Raw genomic sequence first — 16,565 nt, 5'->3', positions numbered from 1 at the left:
GACTATGGCTACAATTCATGTCGATGGAAAATCGTATGAAGTCAACGGCTCAGAGAACCTGCTACAAGCATGTTTGAGTCTTGGCATCGACATCCCATACTTTTGTTGGCATCCATCCTTAGGTTCTGTCGGCTCTTGCCGTCAATGTGCTGTGACTCAATACGCGAATCCAGAAGATACGCGTGGTCGTTTGGTCATGTCATGTATGACTCCGGCTGCTGACAATACCTACATCTCGATCGAAGACAAAGAAGCGAAAGATTTCCGTGCTTCTGTTGTTGAATTCTTGATGACCAACCACCCGCACGACTGTCCAGTCTGTGAAGAGGGTGGTCATTGTCATTTACAAGATATGACCGTGATGACACAACACGACCGTCGTCGTTACCGCTTCACTAAACGTACGCACTACAACCAAGAACTTGGTTCGTTCATTGCGCACGAGATGAACCGTTGTATCGCGTGCTACCGTTGTGTTCGTTACTACAAAGACTATGCTGGCGGTACTGACTTCGGCGTGTATGCTAATGCATCACGTGTGTACTTCGGTCGTCCAGAATCAGGCACTTTGGAATCTGAATTCTCTGGTAACCTGACTGAAGTATGCCCAACAGGTGTATTCACCGATAAGACTCACTCAGAACGCTATAACCGTAAATGGGACATGCAGTATGCGCCTAGCGTATGTCATGGCTGTTCTTCTGGTTGTAACATCTCTCCGGGTGAACGTTATGGTGAACTGCGTCGTGTAGAAAACCGTTTCAATGGTGACGTTAACCAATACTTCCTGTGCGATAAAGGCCGTTTCGGTACTGGTTACGTAAACCGTGCGGACCGTCCTCGTCAGCCACAGTTCCGTACTGGTACGAATGTAGAAACAGTTTCTGTTGATACCGCACTGGATACCGTAATCGCGAAAATCCAGGGCAAAAAAGTGCTGGGTATCGGTTCTCCACGTGCATCACTGGAAACCAACTACGCACTGCGTGAGCTGGTAGGTCAAGACAACTACTCAACTGGTATGTCTCAGAAAGAGCAGAACCTGGTTGAACTGGCTGCGTCTATCATGCAAACCGAAGGTGTTTACAACCCAGGTATGCGTGAAATTGAAAGCTACGATGCGGTTCTGATTCTAGGTGAAGACCTGACTCAAACTGCTCCACGTATGGCACTGTCTGTACGTCAGGCTGCGAAAAACAAAGCCAAAGAAATGGCTGCAGAACGCCGTACTCCAGACTGGCTGGCTGAACCTGTACAACGTATTGGTCAAGATGCAAAATCTCCGATTTACATCCTGGCTGCGACTCAAACCCGTTTAGCTGACGTGGCAACTGGTGAAGTTGTTGCATCTCCAAACGACATCGCGCGTTTAGGTTTCGCAATTGCTGCTGGCGTGAAAGGTGAAGCGATCACTGGTCTTGACGATGATGCGAAAGCATTCGCGCAAACCATCGCCGATACACTGAAAGCTGCGAAGAAACCACTGGTGATTTCTGGTACTAGCCTGCAAGACGCTGCGATCATGGAAGCGGCTGCACAAGTAGCGCAAAACCTGGGTGAAAATGCAGGTCTGACCCTGACCGTTCCTGAAGTGAACTCAATGGGTCTGGCAATCTTCGGTGGTAACAGTCTTGAGCAAGCATTTGCACAAGACTATGACACTGTTGTGATCGTTGAAAACGACCTATACCGTCGTTTACCAGCGGCTCAGGTCGATGCTGCACTGGCGAAAGCAAAAGACGTGATCGTTCTTGAACACTCAGAAACTGAAACAGTGAAGAAAGCCAATATCGTACTTTCTGCTGCTTCATTCGCTGAAGGTGACGGTACTGTCGTTTCTCAAGAAGGCCGTGCACAACGTTTCTACCAAGTGTATGACCCAAGCTACTACAACCCAGAACTCGCTATCAAAGAATCTTGGCGCTGGTTGCATGCAATTGAAACTGGCGTGAAAGGTCAGTCAATTTCTTGGACTGTACTGGATGACGTGATTGAAGCAGTTGCGAAAAACGTGCCTGCGCTTGAAGCGATTCAAGACGTTGCACCAGATGCTGGCTTCCGCGTACATGGTCTGAAAGTAGCACGTGAACCACGCCGTTACTCTGGCCGTACTGCAATGCGCGCACCACTGTCTGTACATGAGCCTAAACAGCCATCAGACCAAGACACTGCATTAACATTCTCTATGGAAGGTTATGTCGGTGACCAAACTCCATCTCCACTGGTTCCATTTGCATGGTCAGCGGGTTGGAACTCTCCACAGGCTTGGAACAAGTTCCAGGACAAAGTGGGCGGTCATCTGAAGGGTGGTGATTCTGGTATCCGTCTGTTTGACGTACTGCCAAAACGTCCAGCACGTACTTTCGTTGCTCCAGCACCCGTACTTGTGAATGCTGAAAGCTTCCGTCTGGTACCAATGCATCACATCTTTGCATCTGGTGAGTTCACGATCAAAACTCCTGCAATGGAATCACGTATTCCTGAGCCAGTATTTGCACTGGGTGAACAGGATGCAGCTCGCCTGAACGTTCAGGACGGTCAGAAGATCACTGTGAAAGCAGGCGACAATGAAATCGTTCTGCCAGTACAGGTGATTGAATATTTACCAACAGGTTATATTGGTTACCCAATTGGTCTAGCACCGACGGTATCTCTTGCAGAGCCTGTTTCAGTCGCGGTAGGAGTGTAATTCATGGAACAAGAATTGATCCGTCAAACGCCGCTGTGGGCTGAAAACTGGCCGATTGCCTATTCAGTTCTGCAAGCGATCGTGATCTTGCTTGTTGTAGTATTGATCGCTGCATTGATGTCGTTTATTGAACGTCGTTTGCTAGGCCTATGGCAGGACCGTTACGGTCCTAACCGTGTAGGTCCTGGTGGTATCTTCCAGATCGTTGCCGACATGCTGAAAATCATGTTCAAGGAAGACTGGACCCCAAAATTTGCAGACAAACTGACATTCCGTATGGCACCAGCAGTTGCAATGGCAACTGCAGTGCTGTCGTTCATGGTTATTCCTGTGTCACCTTACTTAGGTGTAGCAGACATGAGCATCGGCCTGCTGTTCTTTATGGCAATGGCGGGTATTGCAGTTTACGCAGTGTTATTTGGTGGTTGGTCTTCTAACAACAAATATGCATTGCTCGGTGGTCTGCGTTCTGCAGCACAAACAATTTCTTATGAAGTGTTCCTAGGCATCTCGCTGATGGGCGTAGTGGCAATTGCTGGCTCATTCAACATGCGTGAAATCGTAGAAGCACAACAAGGCGTATGGTTTGTAATTCCTCAGTTCCTAGGATTCCTGATCTTCGTGGTTGCAGGCGTAGCGGTAACTCACCGTCACCCATTTGACCAACCAGAAGCGGAACAGGAACTGGCTGAAGGTTACCACGTCGAGTACGGCGGTATGAAATGGGGTATGTTCTTCGTTGCAGAATACGTGAACGTGGTTCTGATCTCTGCACTGATCGTAACTCTATTCTTCGGTGGCTGGTTAGCACCGTTCGGTCTTGATTTCCTTCCACCAGCATTCTGGTTCATTATCAAAACAGCATTCTTTGTAATGATGTTCGTGCTGGCACGTGGTTCTTTAATGCGTCCACGTTACGACCAGGTGATGAACTTCGGTTGGAAAATTTGCTTGCCATTGGCGTTGGTTAACCTTTTGGTGACTGGTGCTGTGATTCTAATGAATCAGGCCTAAGACAGCAGGGAGAACAAAATGTTTAAATTTCTAGCTGGATTCGGGTCAATCGTTCGTACATTGTTCATGGTCTTTACCCATGCAACGCGCAAACGTGACACCATCTTGTACCCAGAAGTACCAGCCGAGGAAATCGTGCCACCACGTTTCCGTGGTCGTATCGTATTGACGCGTGACCCAGATGGCGAAGAGCGTTGTGTAGCATGTAACCTGTGTGCGGTTGCGTGTCCGGTAGGCTGTATCTCTCTGCAAAAAGCAGAAAAAGAAGACGGTCGCTGGTACCCAGAATTCTTCCGCATCAACTTCTCACGCTGCATTTTCTGCGGTATGTGTGAAGAAGCATGTCCGACAACTGCGATTCAAATGACACCAGATTTCGAACTCAGTGAATATGTTCGTCAAGACCTAGTCTATGAAAAAGAACACTTGCTGATTTCTGGTCCTGGTAAATATCCTGACTATAACTTCTACCGTGTAACAGGTATGGCTGTCGCTGGTAAAGATAAAGGTCAAGCACAGCGTGAAAGTGCGCCTGTTGATGTACGGAGTCTATTACCATGATGTGGCCGTTTTATCTGATGGCGCTAGTGGCCATCGTCTCTACGGTTCGAGTTGTGACCAACGCGAACCCGGTACATGCTTTATTGAGTCTGATTGTTTCACTGTTGGCAGTCGCTGGCATTTTCATGATCGTAGGAGCGCCGTTTGCCGGTGCTCTTGAGATCATCGTATATGCTGGTGCGATCATGGTTCTGTTTGTCTTCGTTGTCATGATGCTGAACCTGGGTGAACAAACAGTTGCACAGGAGCGTAAATGGTTGACTTCATCGGCTTGGGCTTACCCGGCACTGATGAGCTTCCTGATCGGTTTGGTCCTGGTTTGGGTACTTAAATCTGATTACACACAATCAGCTGCAGTGATGGGCTCAGAAATCGTGGGTCCTAAGGCAGTTGGTCAAGCGCTCTTTACACAGTACTTATTATTGGTAGAAGTTGCTGCGATGTTACTGTTAGGCGCACTCGTTGCGGCTTACCATCTTGGCAAACGTGAACCAGGTGCAGAAGAGGACAATAAATAATGGGCAACATCCCTTTAGAGCATGGTTTGATCGTTGCATCCATTCTTTTTGCACTGGGTTTTTACGGTGTAATGGTGCGACGCAACCTGCTATTTATTCTAATGAGCCTTGAAATCATGATGAACGCTGCTGCTTTAGCGTTCGTCCTGGCGGGCAGTGCCTGGGCACAGCCAGATGGTCAGATCATGTTCATCTTTATTCTGACGTTGGCTGCGGCAGAGGCGTGTATTGGTCTTGCGATCGTCCTTCAGTTCTATCATCGCTTCCATCACCTGGATGTGGATGCTGCTAGTGAGATGCGCGGATGAGTTATTTATATTTAACAATTTTATTCCCGCTAATCGGTTTTGTATTGTTAGCGGCAGGGCGTAACAAGCTTCCTGAACCTGTTGCAGCCATTATTGGTGTGGGTGCAGTTGGTCTGTCTGCATTATTTGCACTGATCGCAGGTATGGACTTTGTGAATAATGGTTCAGTTGCTCAAGTACAGCATCTGTGGACCTGGTTCAGTGCCGGTAACCTGGCACCAGGCATCAGCCTGCACCTAGACGGTCTGTCTTTATTAATGACAGGCATGATCACTGGCGTAGGTTTCCTGATTCACATCTTCGCGTCATGGTATATGCGCGGTGAAGAAGACTTCGCACGTTTCTTCTCTTACTTCAACCTGTTCGTTGCGAGCATGTTGCTGCTGGTTCTAGGCGACAACCTGGCGTTGTTATTCCTGGGATGGGAAGGTGTAGGTCTGTGTTCTTACCTGCTGATCGGTTACTACTACGAAAACCCGAACAACGGTTTCGCTGCAATCAAAGCGTTTACTGTAACTCGTGTCGGTGACGTATTCCTGCTGATCGCCATGTTCCTGATCTTCCAGCAATTCGGTACGCTGAATACTCAGTACATCGTAGAAAATGCTGCGAACGTGATGACTCAAAGCTCTTCACTAACTATCTGGACTGCATTACTGTTGTTCTTGGGTGCTGCTGGTAAATCTGCACAGATTCCACTGCAAACCTGGTTGGCCGATGCGATGGCGGGTCCTACACCTGTTTCTGCACTGATCCATGCTGCAACAATGGTAACTGCAGGTGTTTACCTGTGCTGCCGTCTGTTCACAGTATTTGAACTTGCACCTGAAGTGATGATGTTCATCTCTATTACTGGTGCGGTGACATTGCTGGTGGCTGGTTTTGCGGCTCTGGTACAAACCGACATCAAACGTATTCTTGCTTACTCAACCATGAGTCAGCTGGGCTACATGTTTATGGCTGTGGGTGCTGAAGCTTACCAGGCGGGTCTGTTCCACATGCTGACTCACGCATTCTTCAAGGCATTATTATTCTTGTCTTCTGGTGCGGTGATTCTGGCTTACCATCACGAACAAAACATCTTCAAGATGGGCGGTCTGTTCTACAAGAACAAATTCCTGTTCGCATGTTTCGCGATTGGTGGCGGTGCGCTGGCTGCAATTCCATTCATCACTGTGGGCTTCTTCTCAAAAGATGCAATCCTTGGTGCAGTTTGGGCACAAGGCCAGGAAGTTGCAGTGTATAACTGCCTGTACTGGACTGGTGTTGTCGGTGCGTTCCTGACTTCAATCTATACCTTCCGTCTGATCTGGGTAGTATTCTTCGGTAAAGAAAATACGCCTTACCACGAAATCAAGGGTGTGACTTACTGGGGTCCTTTGGCGATTCTTGCAGTTCTTTCTACTTTCGTCGGTGCAGCGCTTAAAGCACCTGTAGAAAGTATCCTGAATGCAGCGAAAATCCCTGCATTTGAAATCTCTGAAGCACTTGAGCATGGCATGCATACTGCAGAATACACTGCAGTGGGTATCGCGCTTGCAGGTCTGGCAGTTGGCGTAGTGCTGTTTGCTTTTGCTTACAACGCTGTGAAATCTTTTGCTCGTACTTCTTTAGGTGCCGGTCTTGCGAACATCTGTCGCAATGCACTGGGTTTCGATGCACTGTATGACATCATCTTTGTGAAGCCTTATTTATTCTTCGCGAAATTGTTCGGTCGTGATCCAATTGACGGTCTATGGCTTGTACTGCCAGCCCTTGTGAAAGGCGGTCACAGCTTTACCAGCTCACGTCAAACAGGTTCACTGCGTGAATATGCATCAAGTATGGGGCTCGGTACGATTGTCCTACTGATGATCTTGCTCGTGATTCAGGTAGTGGGGAAATAAAATGGAAGCTCCAAATAACATGATTTTGCCGGCTCTGATCCTCATTCCGTTCATTGCAGGTTTTGTATGCTGGTTGGTCGATAAACTCGACCAACACTTACCGCGTTATATCGCACTGGTCGGTATGCTGGTGACCCTGGTTCTTACCGTGGTTCTTTGGCAGAACGGCACTTATGTTTATGAATTAGGCGGCAACACGCCATCGTGGGCTGCTGAGTTTAAATTGCCTTGGATTCAAACCCTGGGCATTAACATTCACTTAGCGGTGGATGGTTTATCTTTACTGATGGTCGGCTTGACTGCATTGCTTGGTGTTTTGGCAGTGGGCTGTTCATGGGGTGAGATTCAGAAAAACGTGGGTTTCTTCCACCTGAACCTTCTATGGTCTTTGGGTGGCGTGATCGGCGTATTCCTGGCGATTGACCTGTTCCTGTTCTTCTTCTTCTGGGAGATGATGCTGGTTCCAATCTACTTCCTGATCGCACTATGGGGTCATAAAGGTGCTTCTGGTAAGTCTCGCGTTTACGCAGCAACCAAGTTCTTTATTTATACACAGGTTGCTGGTCTGGTGATGCTGATTGGTATCTTGGGTCTGGTAATTGCTGGTTACTCAATGTCTGGCGAAATCCGCTTTGACTATAACTTCTTGATGGGTGTTGCGAATACACTGGATACGCAAGTTCCAGCATTAGCGTATGCCTTCATGGTATGTATGTTCATCGGTTTTGCGGTAAAACTTCCAGTTTTCCCATTACACGGCTGGTTACCAGATGCGCACGCTCAGGCACCTACAGCGGGTTCTGTTGACCTTGCAGGTATCCTGATTAAAACAGCGGCGTACGGTCTACTACGCTTCGTAATGCCATTCTTCCCAGCGGCTTCTGCTCAGTTTGCAGACATCGCGATCATTCTGGGTCTGGTCGGTATCTTCTACGGTGCATGGTGTGCATTCCAGCAAACAGACATGAAACGTCTGCTTGCGTACACTTCTATTTCGCACATGGGCTTTGTCCTGCTTGCGCTTTATGCAGGTAACGTACTGACTTACCAAGGTCTGATGATCATGATGCTGGCTCACGGTCTGTCTTCTGCTGCACTGTTCATCATGTGTGGTCAGGTGTACGAACGTGTTCATACGCGTGACATGCGTCTGATGGGTGGTATGCGTGGTCAGTTCCCATACCTGGCATTCTTCCTGATGTTCTTCGTAGCAGCACTGGTTGGCATCCCTGGTCTGGGTAACTTCATCGGTGAATTCCTGATCTTGATGGGTTCATTTGGTAAATACCCTGTGTTCACGATCATTGCCGCAATCAGCCTGGTATTTGCTGGTCTGTACGGTCTGATCCTGATTCACAAATCACTGTTTGGTGTACCAAACGAAGAGCAAAAAGCTCACTACAGCAACCCGCTGAAAGACTTGAATGCGCGTGAAGTAGTGATCCTGTTGATCTGTGCGCTTGGTCTAGTATGGCTTGGTCTATACCCACAAAGCTTCCTTGACGTTTCCAACTCAAGCATGGCGTGGTTAGCAAATAGCTACATTCCTGTTCAAGAAGCAGCTGATGCTGTGCAGCAAGCTGCCGTTTCAGCTGAAAATGTGGAGATCCAATAAGCCATGAACTTCACAATGTCTTTTTCTGAGCTTATGCCCCTAGCACCTGTGATGATCGTGGCATTGACCGCGGTTGTTGCAATGCTGGTGACAGCAATCAAGCGTAACCATAACCTGGTTGCGACTACGTCAGTGATTGGTTTAAACCTTGCTGCGTTATTTATGATTTTCGTCCTGTTGGCTGGCAAGTTTGCTCCAGCTAACGTGATGAACCTGTTCATCGTAGATCCATTTACGATGCTGTACCAGTTTGTGATTCTGATTGCTGCACTGGCGTGTAGCACACTGTCACATGCGTACATTGAAACTTATAAAGACAACCGCGAAGAACTCTACATCCTGATGCTGTGTTCTGTTGCGGGTGCAATGCTGATGGTGGCAAGCACTCACTATGCTTCGTTCTTTATCAGCCTTGAGCTTATGTCGATTCCTGTTTACGGCTTATTGGCGTACACACATCAACGTTCTCAATCGCTTGAAGCAGGTGTGAAATACCTTGTTCTTTCAGCAACTGCATCTGCAATGCTGCTGATGGGTATGGCATACATCTATGCGTACACAGGTTCTCTGAACTTCGCTGCTGAACCAGGCAAAATGTTCACTGCATTCAGCCAACCAGCTGTAGTCATCGGTCTTGCACTGATCGTATTTGCTGTTGGTTTCAAACTGTCTTTAGCGCCATTCCACAAATGGACGCCTGACGTTTATGCAGGTTCTCCAGCACCAATCGCAACTTTCCTTGCAACTGTAGCGAAAGTAGCAATGCTCGGTCTGTTCGTACGTTATGTATTGTCATCAGGTTTAATCTTGGCAGACAGCTTCGTAACGATCATTACGATTCTTGCAGTGCTTTCAATCCTGGTGGGTAACTTGCTGGCAGTAAAACAGGTGAACCTGAAACGTATCCTGGCATACTCTTCAATCGCTCACTTTGGTTATGTGCTGGTTGCAATCGTATCTGCACGTAACTCTGACTTCCTGCAAATGCAAGGCTTCGCGACTTTCGAAAGCGTGAACGTGTATATCATCACTTATGTACTGACTACCATCGGTGCATTCGGTGTGGTAACGCTGATGTCTAGTCCGTATAACAATACTGACGAAGCGGGTAGCCTGGCTGAGTACCGTGGTCTGTTCTGGCGCCGTCCAGTGCTGACTGCTGTATTGACTGTGATGATGCTGTCTCTGGCAGGTATTCCATTAACAGCGGGCTTCATCGGTAAGTTCTTGGTTGTGAAAACTGCGGTAGCAGGGGAGTCTTGGTTCCTTGCTGCGATGATCATCTTGGGTTCAGGTATTGGTCTGTACTACTACCTGCGTGTGATGGTTGTACTGTACATGACTCCACCAGAAACTCCACGTATTGACGCAGTCAATCATTGGGGCCAAAAAGTGGGTGGTATCATGGTGCTGGCAGTTGCTGCACTGGTACTGATCCTGGGTATCTACCCAGATCCAATGATTGCAGTTTCAAAATTTGCATTCTTTGCGATTTCACCTGAGCTGCAACAGTTTATCTTCATGCTGGTACAGAGCGGTTATAACTAATTAATCGGAAGATTAAATCGTTATTACAAAAAAGCCTCCAATCTTGGGGGCTTTTTTATTTATACAAAAAGAAAAATCGCTTTATAATAAGCAGCAATTTATCTTCAACCTTTTAGGTGTTCTCCCGTGGCAATTCATGAAATCCGTCATCCTTTAATCCGACATAAACTCGGTTTACTTCGTCGTGCAGACATCAGTACTAAAAACTTCCGTGAGCTGGCTCAGGAAGTGACCATGCTTTTGACTTATGAAGCAACTAAGGATCTTCCTGTTGTTGAGCATGAAATTGAAGGTTGGAATGGCCCGGTGACTGTGAGCCGTATCGCGGGCAAGAAAATTACCGTTGTACCGATTCTGCGTGCCGGTATTGGGATGCTGGATGGTTTCCTGAACTTGATTCCAAGTGCCAAAGTATCTGTACTCGGTCTGGAACGTGATGAAGAAACTTTGCAGGCACGTACTTACTATAAAAAACTGGTACCGGATGTGCAAAACCGTATTGCCATGATCATTGATCCAATGCTGGCAACTGGTTCTTCTTTGGTTGCTGCGATTGATGTATTGAAAGCAAGCGGCTGTAAAGATATCCGTGTGATGGTATTGGTAGCTGCACCTGAAGGGATTAAGAAAGTAGAAGAGAAACACCCAGACGTGACTATTTTCACTGCTGCGATTGACAACGGTCTGAATGAAAATGGCTATATCGTTCCAGGTCTGGGTGATGCGGGCGATAAAATTTTTGGTTCAGTGCAAAAAGACTAATTTTTGACATTGGATAGAAAAAGGGGCTTTTATAGCCTCTTTTTTATATACTGAATAAATGGCAGTGACAGCGTAGGGTAGAGTATGAAGTCCGAACAATATCAGGGTAAAGTGAAGCAATATAATCCGGAAAAGGGCTTTGGTTTTATTGCCTGTCCAGAAGGGGACGTATTTTTCCATATTTCGGATTTCCCGGCAGATGGCAATGAACCTAAACGCAATGATCGTGTAAAATTTAACGTGGTTGAAAATGGCGATAGATACAAAGCCATCAAGATTGAACGCATGGCGGATAAATCCAAGAAAGCGAAGAAAGCCAAAGTAGTGGCAGTGAATACTTCAATTACTTCGGCATTATTGTCGAATCTGAAACGCTAAGTACAGAAATAAAATCAATCAAGAAGAGGCTTTAGAGCCTCTTTTTTATTAGAATAGTCAAAAATATCCCAAAAAGAGTGAGTTATGTTTTTAGAGGGGAAAATCAAAACGTATAACGAAGATCGTGGTTTTGGTTTTATTGAAATTGAAGGGGAATCCAAAGATTTATTCTTTCACATTAAAGATTTTCCAAATAAAAATGTACTGCCAAAAGTGGGCGAGAAACTTAAGTTTCGAAAAGTGGAAGAGGGCGGAAAGTTTAAAGCGGATAATATTGTTCGATTGGACATTAAGATAGAAACTCCCCGACATACACCACAGTCACGAGCTTTAGAAAATAAGCCACGTACTATTCAACGAAAGCAGCCTTACCAGAAGAAAAGCAGCGTTAGCACTTATATCGGTTTGCTGATTATTATTGGTTTGGCTTATGCGGTTTATAACAAATATCAGGATTGGCAAAGTAGCAGAGTGCAGCCAGTAGAAGTACAGCGTATCGTTGAAGAACCGAAAATACAGCAGAATTTCAGCTGTGATGGGCGTCAACACTGTTCACAAATGAATTCCCGTGAAGAAGCTGAATGGTTTATCCGTAACTGTCCAAATACCAAAATGGATGGAGATGGTGATGGTATTCCTTGTGAAAACGATTCACGCTGGTAATAAAAAAGCGTCCTCTAAATTAGACTTAAAACATACATTTTTCAGGGGGCAGTTTAAATCTGCCTCTTTTTTATTAAAATCATGAAAAAAGCAAAAATGAATTAAAGCAATGAAAAGGTTAGATGGGGAAATTATCAGTTATAACGCTACACAGCGATGTGGCTATATTCAGGTCGAAGGTTATCCTTTAATTTTGTATTGCCTTGCGGATTTGCCTACGGGATATATCCCCCCGACTGTGGGTGAAAAACTGAATTTTATTTTTAATGATGATGAGGGACATATCTATGCCAGTGATATTGTCCGCCCAGAGATTAAGCCTCCCCAAGGTGTTAAAGCTAAGTTGAAAGGCATACAACATGCTGCCCGCATATATTTTTATGAACAGCCGAAAACTAGGCAAAAGAAGATCATTATTGCTGCGATAAGTTTACTAATTCTGTGTATCACTTTAATTATGTACGCCAGCGTAAGTAGCTACCAAAATTATCAACAACGTAAGGCAGAGCAGTTTCAACGCGAACAACAACAGGCCATTAATCAACAACGAGCTGCTTTGGGAGATTTGCAAGAGGGAGGTCTTTCTGAAGAAGCAAAACGTAATTTGGATGCTAAAGTTTACGGCACAGTAAGAGAACGCTCTGATACTGTGACACGAGGCATTGATAAACTGAATGGTTTATTACCGGTATCCTCTGGCCGATTTAAATGTGATGAGCGTAAATATTGCCACGAAATGCGGTCTTATGAAGAGGCTTTATATTTTCAGCGTCATTGCCGTGGAACCAGACTCGACAATAATGGCAATGGTGTTCCCTGTGAAAATGACATTCGCTGGTTGAAAAAATAAGTGTAGTCATGAAATAAAAAAGCGCCCTAAGGCTAATGCCAGTCAGTTAAGCAAATATTAGTAATATGTAGTAAAAATGAGTGTATGTAAATACGCTCATTTTTTTTTATGACTTTATCTGAAAATTTAGATTGCACCCTTCAACATTCTTTACCTTCACTTAGCCATTTTAGTGAATTTATTGATTTCAACTGGATTGAGGAAAGTCTGAATCAAACAGGTAAGGCATCAATTAGAAGAAGGAAGTTACCCGCTGAACATGTGGTATGGCTTGTCATTGGACTCGCTTTATTTCGAAATCAACCTATCGGATATGTCGTAGAACAACTAAAACTTGTATTTGGTACAACAGAATATTGTGTTCCTAGCGCAGTAGTACAAGCACGACAACGTTTAGGATCAGAACCTTTAAATGCGCTATTTTCTTTACTTAGCCAAGCCTGGTTTGAAGAATCTCAGCAGCAATACTCAAACTTTCACGGTCTGAGTGTGTGCGCTGTTGATGGTGTTGTTTGGTCTATGCCTTATACAGATGAGAATTTTGCACACTTTGGTTCATCTAAAGGAAAAACTGCTGATGCTCCTTATCCACAAGTGAGAGCAACCTGCTTAGTAAATACCGCGACCCATGAAATTATAGATGCTCAAATAGGCAGTATGGATCAAGGTGAACTCACACTGGCAAGCCAATTATCTCCTTGTTCACACAGTATTACCCTATTTGATCGAGCCTATTTCTCTGCAGATTTTCTCATCGGGTGGCAAAAACGTGCAGAAGAAAGTCATTGGCTTATGCGTGCAAAAGATAATTTACGGTATGAGATTGTGGAGCGTAATTCGCAACATGACTTTCATATTAGAATGCCGATATCAACAAGAGCTAAAAAACTTAATCCAGCCTTAGGAGATTATTGGGAAGCACGTCTCATTGAGGTTGAGCAGGCAGGTAAGATTAGACGTTATATCACTTCACTAATAGATTCAAAGAGATATCCATTATTAGCTTTAGCAAAACTCTATGCCCAGCGTTGGGAAATAGAAATGTGTTACCGAGAAATCAAGAGTAACTTACAGGAAGGGAAGCATTTAAGGAGTAAACAACCTACCTTGATTTATCAAGAGTTATGGGGAGTCTTTATTGCCTATAATATTCTAAGAAGACAAATGAAATATATGGCTCAACGTGCAAAAGTCAGTCCTTTGAGAATGAGCTTTCATATTACCTCTATTGCTATCCTTAACCTATTGAAGTTTGATTCTTTGGCTTCCGCAGGCAATTTGCCTAAACATCTAGAAAGTTTAATGGAAAAATCTAAAAGGTATGTTTTACCGAAAAAAAGAAGTAGAAACTACCCACGAGTTGTGAAAGGGAAACCACAGAAATACCCAAAAAAATGCCAGTCAATCTCTTAACTGACTGGCATTAGCCCTAAGGCGCTTTTTTATTTCAGAGAAGATTATTTATCTTCACAGAATTTCATAAAGGCTTTCAGACCTGGGCCTTGATATTTCTGACGGTGTACTAGCATAAACAGTGGACGGGTCAGCGACCAGAATGGTGTATCCAGAACGACTAACTGACCTTTTTCACGTAAAGGTTCAATCGCCAGTTTGGAAATACAGGACATACCTAGACCACCAGCCACGATCTTCAGAATCGCTTCGTTATGACCTAAGGTCAGGCGGATATTGGCATCGGGCAGGTCTTGCAGAATCGCGTTATCAAAGACTTCACGGGTGCCTGAACCTTCTTCACGCAGAATCCATTCCACTGTTTTAAAGTCTTCTGCAGTTAATGGGCGATCCAGTTGTGCTAGTGGATGATCCGGCGCACAGCATACCGCGAGTTCATCATCACGCCAGTGGATACATTGCAGCTGTGGCAGGTGACAAGAACCTTCGATCAGGGCGAGATCCAGCTGGAACTGGTTCACCGCTTCTATCATCTGGCGGGTATTGCCGACTTGCAGCTGTAGATGGGCTTGTGGCTGGATTTTCAGGAAGTCCGCCATCAGGTCAGGCATCAGGTAATCGGAAATGGTCAACGTCGCACCGAGACGCAGGTCGATGCTTTGCAATTCACCTTTGGCTGCCTGTTCGAAAGCTTCACAACGGCCAAGGATTTCAAGGGCTTGTGGGAGAAGGAAACGACCTAAGTCATTAAGCTGTAAACGCTTTCCAAGACGGTCGAATAAAGGCGCGCCAAGACCATCTTCTAAATCTGCTAAAGCCATACTCGCCGCACTTTGGGTGAGTTTGACTGCATCACTGGCTTTGGTGACGGTACCTTCTTGAGCAACTGCTACAAAAACAGCCAACTGGCGTAGAGTCATGCGCATGAATAGAGCCTTAACATTTAAAAAATATTAATAAATTATGTTGTCATGCTAACATGAGCACAGTATTTGATGCCACGTTTGAATCATGTCTATTGAAAAATTTAGCTTAGAAAAGGTTTTATCTGTACACCGTTGGACCAATACGCTGTTTAGTTTCACTATGACCAGACCCGCACATTTCAAGTTTACCGCCGGGCAGTTTGCACGGATCGGCTTGAAAGTCGGTGATGAACTTGTGGTTCGGGCATATTCAGTCGTGTCATCTCCCTTCGATGAAACTCTGGAATTCTTTTCAATCGTTGTTCCTGAAGGAAAATTTACTTCGAATTTACAACATCTTAAGGTGGGTGATGAACTTTACCTTGAGAAGATTCCTTATGGTTATCTGACCCTTGCTCGTTATCAACTGCCTTTGCCGCATGATCTCTGGTTGCTGGGCACAGGGACGGGTCTGGCACCATTTCTATCGATGCTGCAGGACTTTGAAACCTGGAATAATTACAAACACATCAACCTCGTTTATAGTGTACGAACCCAAGCTGAACTGGCCTATGTTGACCGTATTCAGGAAATTGCCGAGACCTTTGGCGAAGGTCATAACAGCTTTAAATTTATCCCAATCATTACACGTGATCCTGAAGCAGCATTACATGAACGTCTGCCAATTTTGATTGCAAATGGTGACCTGGAAAAAGCGGCTGGCATGCAGTTTAATCCTGAAACTAGCCATGTGATGCTGTGTGGTAACCCGCAGATGGTTGAAGATACCAAAGAAGCTCTTAAAGCTCGTGGCCTGACCATGAACCGCCGTGGGGAAGGGAATATTGCGGTGGAGAATTATTGGTAATAAGAAAAGCCCCTCCTTTGTTAAAGGAGGGGTTGGGGTGGATTCAAGAATAAGAAATAATTCAAATTAAATCCCTCCCAACCTCCCTTTTTTAAAGGGAGGAGTTTTAGGCACAAAAAAACCTCCCGACGGAGGTTTTTTTCATCATTGTCACTTAATGAACAAACATATCCATAAATTCACGGATTTCGTGAATCGCGGTATCAACATCGGTGGTGAGCCAAGTTGGTTCAAAGAAACCGGCATAGTGTTCGATACGTTCTGCAGGCACAACTAGACGCACTGGACATTCTTCTTCCAGTAAACGCCATGGAATGATCGGCACGTCATTGTCGAGCCAGGCCGCTACATTGCGCACATCAATAATCATGGCATTAATGCAGTCCGGAAATGGCATCACAGACATTTCTTCCGTGCGACGACGGAAATATTCCAGATCCTGCCAGCGCAGCAGATAGCTTGGCTTGCTGAATTCAATAATTCCAATCAGATGTTGATCACGGGTGTAGTGCAGGGCACATTGATGTGTGACGTCAGTGTCAAGATCAAGCGATACACTTTGTTGACGATACGCCATATAACTCGGG

The 16,565-nt window shown here is 45.4% G+C and carries 16 protein-coding genes; 14 read left to right on the top strand and 2 right to left on the bottom strand.

From position 1 onward, the window contains the following. The first annotated feature begins 4 nt into the window (after window positions 1-4). The 13 genes from nuoG to ABEF84_RS11945 all read left to right on the top strand — a co-directional run bounded on the left by nuoG (window position 5) and on the right by ABEF84_RS11945 (window position 14,205). Entirely contained in the window at window positions 5-2,689 is a 2,685-nt protein-coding gene (gene nuoG / locus ABEF84_RS12005) for an NADH-quinone oxidoreductase subunit NuoG (protein ID WP_347455946.1), read from the top strand. 3 nt (window positions 2,690-2,692) lie between these two features. After that, complete coding sequence (nuoH, locus tag ABEF84_RS12000) at window positions 2,693-3,703, top strand: NADH-quinone oxidoreductase subunit NuoH (protein ID WP_034581890.1); 1,011 nt, start codon at window positions 2,693-2,695, stop codon at window positions 3,701-3,703. An 18-nt stretch (window positions 3,704-3,721) separates the two neighbouring features. Then, entirely contained in the window at window positions 3,722-4,264 is a 543-nt protein-coding gene (gene nuoI / locus ABEF84_RS11995) for an NADH-quinone oxidoreductase subunit NuoI (protein ID WP_034581894.1), read from the top strand. Further along, the gene (nuoJ, locus tag ABEF84_RS11990) at window positions 4,264-4,782 is read left to right on the top strand and encodes an NADH-quinone oxidoreductase subunit J (protein ID WP_347456357.1); all 519 of its coding nucleotides are present in this window, start codon (window positions 4,264-4,266) and stop codon (window positions 4,780-4,782) included. Before nuoI ends, nuoJ begins: the two co-directional genes overlap by 1 nt. Then, complete coding sequence (gene nuoK / locus ABEF84_RS11985) at window positions 4,782-5,090, top strand: NADH-quinone oxidoreductase subunit NuoK (RefSeq protein WP_004814693.1); 309 nt, start codon at window positions 4,782-4,784, stop codon at window positions 5,088-5,090. The genes nuoJ and nuoK overlap by 1 nt, the downstream gene beginning before the upstream one ends. Next, window positions 5,087-6,976, top strand: coding sequence for an NADH-quinone oxidoreductase subunit L (gene nuoL, locus ABEF84_RS11980; RefSeq protein WP_347455945.1), 1,890 nt, complete (start codon window positions 5,087-5,089; stop codon window positions 6,974-6,976). Before nuoK ends, nuoL begins: the two co-directional genes overlap by 4 nt. A 1-nt stretch (window position 6,977) precedes the next feature. Continuing rightward, window positions 6,978-8,591 carry an NADH-quinone oxidoreductase subunit M gene (nuoM, locus tag ABEF84_RS11975; protein ID WP_347453043.1) on the top strand — a complete coding sequence of 538 codons (1,614 nt, stop codon included), beginning with the start codon at window positions 6,978-6,980 and terminating at the stop codon, window positions 8,589-8,591. Between the two features lie 3 nt (window positions 8,592-8,594). After that, on the top strand, window positions 8,595-10,139 hold the full coding sequence (gene nuoN / locus ABEF84_RS11970; RefSeq protein WP_347455944.1) for an NADH-quinone oxidoreductase subunit NuoN: 1,545 nt from the start codon (window positions 8,595-8,597) through the stop codon (window positions 10,137-10,139). Window positions 10,140-10,265: 126 nt separating this feature from the next. After that, window positions 10,266-10,901 carry a uracil phosphoribosyltransferase gene (gene upp / locus ABEF84_RS11965; protein WP_034581909.1) on the top strand — a complete coding sequence of 212 codons (636 nt, stop codon included), beginning with the start codon at window positions 10,266-10,268 and terminating at the stop codon, window positions 10,899-10,901. An 84-nt stretch (window positions 10,902-10,985) separates the two neighbouring features. After that, window positions 10,986-11,279, top strand: coding sequence for a cold shock domain-containing protein (locus ABEF84_RS11960; RefSeq protein ID WP_347455943.1), 294 nt, complete (start codon window positions 10,986-10,988; stop codon window positions 11,277-11,279). Between the two features lie 84 nt (window positions 11,280-11,363). Beyond that, window positions 11,364-11,942 (top strand): cold shock domain-containing protein, encoded by a 579-nt coding sequence (locus tag ABEF84_RS11955; protein ID WP_034581914.1) that lies wholly within the window; start codon window positions 11,364-11,366, stop codon window positions 11,940-11,942. Between the two features lie 109 nt (window positions 11,943-12,051). Next, complete coding sequence (locus ABEF84_RS11950) at window positions 12,052-12,792, top strand: excalibur calcium-binding domain-containing protein (protein WP_347453042.1); 741 nt, start codon at window positions 12,052-12,054, stop codon at window positions 12,790-12,792. 108 nt (window positions 12,793-12,900) lie between these two features. Then, the gene (locus ABEF84_RS11945) at window positions 12,901-14,205 is read left to right on the top strand and encodes an IS4 family transposase (protein WP_347453003.1); all 1,305 of its coding nucleotides are present in this window, start codon (window positions 12,901-12,903) and stop codon (window positions 14,203-14,205) included. Between the two features lie 44 nt (window positions 14,206-14,249). Here the strand turns inward: ABEF84_RS11945 and gigC are convergent, their stop codons facing one another. Then, window positions 14,250-15,131, bottom strand: coding sequence for a LysR family transcriptional regulator GigC (gene gigC / locus ABEF84_RS11940; RefSeq protein WP_034583531.1), 882 nt, complete (start codon window positions 15,129-15,131; stop codon window positions 14,250-14,252). 85 nt (window positions 15,132-15,216) lie between these two features. Here gigC and ABEF84_RS11935 point away from each other — a divergent pair, with 85 nt between their 5' ends. Then, window positions 15,217-15,978 (top strand): ferredoxin--NADP reductase, encoded by a 762-nt coding sequence (locus ABEF84_RS11935; protein ID WP_347455279.1) that lies wholly within the window; start codon window positions 15,217-15,219, stop codon window positions 15,976-15,978. 154 nt (window positions 15,979-16,132) lie between these two features. Here the strand turns inward: ABEF84_RS11935 and ABEF84_RS11930 are convergent, their stop codons facing one another. Continuing rightward, complete coding sequence (locus tag ABEF84_RS11930; protein WP_347455278.1) at window positions 16,133-16,555, bottom strand: hypothetical protein; 423 nt, start codon at window positions 16,553-16,555, stop codon at window positions 16,133-16,135. Window positions 16,556-16,565: the final 10 nt, after the last annotated feature.

Origin of the sequence: Acinetobacter sp. ANC 7912 (assembly GCF_039862785.1) — a bacterium.
GTDB classification, from domain to species: Bacteria; Pseudomonadota; Gammaproteobacteria; order Pseudomonadales; family Moraxellaceae; genus Acinetobacter; species Acinetobacter thermotolerans.
Note: the sequence above shows the minus strand (reverse complement) of the source record. Positions and strands in the feature narration are given on the sequence as shown.

Bases quoted from the DNA above. Each gene is read 5' to 3' on its own strand.
- nuoG (WP_347455946.1), top strand. From the start codon at position 5: ATGGCTACAATTCATGTCGATGGAAAATCGTATGAAGTCAACGGCTCA.
- nuoH (WP_034581890.1), top strand. From the start codon at position 2,693: ATGGAACAAGAATTGATCCGTCAAACGCCGCTGTGGGCTGAAAACTGG.
- nuoI (WP_034581894.1), top strand. From the start codon at position 3,722: ATGTTTAAATTTCTAGCTGGATTCGGGTCAATCGTTCGTACATTGTTC.
- nuoJ (WP_347456357.1), top strand. From the start codon at position 4,264: ATGTGGCCGTTTTATCTGATGGCGCTAGTGGCCATCGTCTCTACGGTT.
- nuoK (WP_004814693.1), top strand. From the start codon at position 4,782: ATGGGCAACATCCCTTTAGAGCATGGTTTGATCGTTGCATCCATTCTT.
- nuoL (WP_347455945.1), top strand. From the start codon at position 5,087: ATGAGTTATTTATATTTAACAATTTTATTCCCGCTAATCGGTTTTGTA.
- nuoM (WP_347453043.1), top strand. From the start codon at position 6,978: ATGGAAGCTCCAAATAACATGATTTTGCCGGCTCTGATCCTCATTCCG.
- nuoN (WP_347455944.1), top strand. From the start codon at position 8,595: ATGAACTTCACAATGTCTTTTTCTGAGCTTATGCCCCTAGCACCTGTG.
- ABEF84_RS11960 (WP_347455943.1), top strand. From the start codon at position 10,986: ATGAAGTCCGAACAATATCAGGGTAAAGTGAAGCAATATAATCCGGAA.
- ABEF84_RS11955 (WP_034581914.1), top strand. From the start codon at position 11,364: ATGTTTTTAGAGGGGAAAATCAAAACGTATAACGAAGATCGTGGTTTT.
- ABEF84_RS11950 (WP_347453042.1), top strand. From the start codon at position 12,052: ATGAAAAGGTTAGATGGGGAAATTATCAGTTATAACGCTACACAGCGA.
- ABEF84_RS11945 (WP_347453003.1), top strand. From the start codon at position 12,901: ATGACTTTATCTGAAAATTTAGATTGCACCCTTCAACATTCTTTACCT.
- gigC (WP_034583531.1), bottom strand. From the start codon at position 15,131: ATGCGCATGACTCTACGCCAGTTGGCTGTTTTTGTAGCAGTTGCTCAA.
- ABEF84_RS11935 (WP_347455279.1), top strand. From the start codon at position 15,217: ATGTCTATTGAAAAATTTAGCTTAGAAAAGGTTTTATCTGTACACCGT.
- ABEF84_RS11930 (WP_347455278.1), bottom strand. From the start codon at position 16,555: ATGGCGTATCGTCAACAAAGTGTATCGCTTGATCTTGACACTGACGTC.